This window comes from Gammaproteobacteria bacterium, from assembly GCA_027296625.1.
Lineage (GTDB): Bacteria > Pseudomonadota > Gammaproteobacteria > JAKEHO01 > JAKEHO01 > JAKEHO01.
The window spans coordinates 1-2,976 of the sequence record JAPUIX010000130.1 but is presented as its reverse complement, the minus strand read 5'-3'; the positions used below and the strand labels follow the sequence as shown (position 1 = coordinate 2,976).

Genomic DNA, 2,976 nt, shown 5'->3' with positions numbered 1-2,976 from the left:
GGCATCGGCGTCATCGTTGCCGTCGAGCCACGGAAGAGCCGACTAATCCTTACCCACAAGGAGATCAAGGGCTTCATGGCGCCTATGGTGGAAATGAGTTTCATGGTCACTCCCGCGACACTGCTGCAGGGACTGAAGCCGGGCGACAATGTGCGTTTCACCATAGACGCTGGTAGACGGGTGATCGTGAACGTTGATCCCCTTGGCGAATGACGAGGGCTCGATCTTGCCCTCGTCTATTGCCATGAGAATGGGTAATCGTAATGGCGGTGCCGCTGCTGCGCGCGGGACAGACGGCGCCGCCCGGCGCTCCCCGCGCGCTAGCCTCCAAAGACCTTCCGCCCCCAGCCGACCTTGAATCGGTAACGCAACCATCTTCCCCTCCAAGACACAACATTTCGGAGAGAATCACGCCTCCACCACTATATCAAGCGCCTCGCGCCCCTGCTCACCACTCAACCCCTGGGGCGTCCGGTATCAGATCGCATTAACTGGATCAGGGGTGTCGATTAGTGTTATCATTTATCAAGCGGAGACGTGTCTTTGTGAATTGTCGGCTCATTTTGGGAAAACCCTGATCTCCGCTTGGCAGAGAGCACATGCGTGTTTGTTCAAACTCCGAGTCGGTTCAGAATCTCGTTTGGCGCGACGGTAAGGAATTAATTTCAGGCGGTCATACCGCTTTCAGACCTCGTGCCGATCGAAATTCACCTATGTCTGGCCATGATAACATGGCCACGATGAGAACAACTCTCCTTGTTCTCTTCTTATCAGCGTTCCCAATAGTGGCCTCGGCTGAAGGCTCAGAACATAGTGAAAAGCAGCCAACGGACTTTTCAGACCTTACTCTGGAAGAGCTATTGGAGGTTGATGTCATTTCGATCAACGTTTTGGGAACGCATACGCATTTGGAAGGCGATTGGATGCTTGGTTACCAGTTCATGTTCATGAGCATGGACGGAAATCGGGACGGGACCAAACAGCTAAGCGACAGTGATGTGCTCGCCGATTTTCCGGTGACCCCTACCGATATGACCATGAAAATGCACATGCCCATGCTCATGTACGCGCCATCAGACGACCTGACCATAATGGCTATGCTTCCTTACATCCAGCTTGAGATGGATCACGTAACGCGAACGGGGGTCCGTTTCACGACTAGGTCGGAGGGAATTGGCGACCTCAATGTGGGCGCGCTTTATACTTTCTATAGGCGTAATTTCGACGAGCACCGTTTAATTTTCAACGGCGCAGTGAGTTTTCCTACCGGATCTATCAATAAAAAAGATTTCCTGGCTAATCCTGCTCAGGGCAAGAAGAGGTTGCCCTACCCTATGCAATTGGGCTCCGGGACGTTCGATCTGCATCCGAGAATCACATATTTGGGTGAAAAGGAAAACTGGGCTTGGGGCGGCGAAGTGGATGCGACGATTAGGCTTGGCGAAAACAGCAATGACTATACGTTGGGGAACCGATATAGCATAAGTGCCTGGGGATCCTGGAAGTGGACGGACTGGCTTGCCCCATTCGTTCGGATCGATGGTGAGGTTTGGGAGAATATAGACGGGGCCGATCCCGACCTAAATCCAACCGTGGTTCCGACTGCCGATCCAGATCGACGTGGCGGCGAACGCGTCGATCTTTTATTCGGCATTAGCACGTACATGCCAAAGGGCACACTCAAGGGACATCGGCTCGCTATCCAAGCCGGCCTACCAATTTATCAGTCTTTGGATGGGCCACAACTTGAGACCGACTGGCAAATTACGGTGGGATGGCAATGGGTTTTCTAAGAATACATTGTTTTACCTTTATTTCTCGTGCGATTCTTCTGATCGCGTCTTGTATTTATTTAGGTGTTGCAGTGAACGCGTATGCGGAATCCGCATCTATTCGCGAGTACCAGATCAAAGCCGCTTTTCTGTATAACTTTACGAAATTCGTCGAATGGCCAGCCGATAAGTTCACAGACGAAAACGCTCCTATGATCCTTTGCGTAATCGGCGTGGACCCGTTTGGCCCCACCCTCGAGCACGCTGTAAGGGGTAGGAAAATCAAGGGCAGGGCCATAATCGTCAAGCGCAAAATAGGGATAAATGGCCTAAAACGCTGTCATGTTCTCTTTGTCAGCTCATCTGAGCGAGAAAATATACGAGACATTGTCGCATCGCTTGCAGGAGCAAGTGTGTTAACCACTGGAGATATGGATCGCTTTGCAAATCTAGGGGGTATCATTAACCTCCTCAAGAGAGGGAATAAAATTCGATTTGAAATCAACTCGAACGCCGCAGCTCAATCGGGACTTAAGCTTAGTTCATATCTTATGGGACTTGCAAGCAACGTAATAGAATAGGATCAATTACTGGATTCCCAGAACATTCTGGAAAGGGGATTTGTGAACAGAGTTTCAAGAGTTACGCAAGGGAGCCATTGCGGAAATCAATTGATTCACGACCCTGACGGGCTCATGTGCCGCGAAAATGCCGCAGACATTCGTACTATGCACGGGTTCTATGATGTACTTCTCCAAAGCGAGCCGCCGCCCTAATCATGCGTACCAAAAACCTCTCAATAAAGCAGAAGTTAACGCGGAGCACGGTGCTAACAATTACCGTGGCCTTGCTCATAACTTCTATAGCACTAGTTGTTTACGACATTATCAGTTATCGGGATGCACTAGTCCGTAATCTTTCAATTCTTGCTGGAGTCATCGCCGAGAATAGTAGGGGTGCGCTGGTCTTTCAAGATTCGCTTGCTGCGGCGGAAACCTTGGCTTCCTTGAAGGCTCAACCACGCATTGCGTCTGCTTGCGTATATGACCGGGCGGGTACGGTTTTCGCCGAGTACCGTCGCAGTAACGGTGAGGGGGGTTCGTGTCCGGCCGAGGCTTTGGACATCGGCCACCGATTTAGCTCCGACTATGTTGTTTTGTTTGAACCAGTTATTCTCGACGATGAAAATGTCGGCACTGTCTAC

Annotated in this window: 4 protein-coding genes; all 4 read left to right on the top strand. The window is 50.9% G+C overall.

Annotated features, from left to right (window positions below; all coding sequences use genetic code 11):
• Nucleotides 1–213 (top strand): copper-binding protein (locus tag O6944_07265; protein ID MCZ6718932.1); only part of this gene is annotated, 213 nt, incomplete at its 5' end.
• 527 nt (nucleotides 214–740) lie between these two features.
• Nucleotides 741–1,793: a transporter gene (locus tag O6944_07260; protein MCZ6718931.1), complete on the top strand. Its 1,053-nt coding sequence runs from the start codon at nucleotides 741–743 to the stop codon at nucleotides 1,791–1,793.
• Nucleotides 1,794–1,864: 71 nt separating this feature from the next.
• A complete protein-coding gene (locus O6944_07255; protein MCZ6718930.1) occupies nucleotides 1,865–2,353 on the top strand; it encodes a YfiR family protein in 489 nt (162 codons plus the stop codon).
• A gap of 245 nt (nucleotides 2,354–2,598) precedes the next feature.
• Nucleotides 2,599–2,976, top strand: a 378-nt coding sequence (locus tag O6944_07250; GenBank protein ID MCZ6718929.1) for a hypothetical protein, incomplete at its 3' end; no start/stop codon positions are given.

Coding starts and splice junctions, on each gene's coding strand:
- O6944_07260 (MCZ6718931.1), top strand. CDS start 741: ATGAGAACAACTCTCCTTGTTCTCTTCTTATCAGCGTTCCCAATAGTG.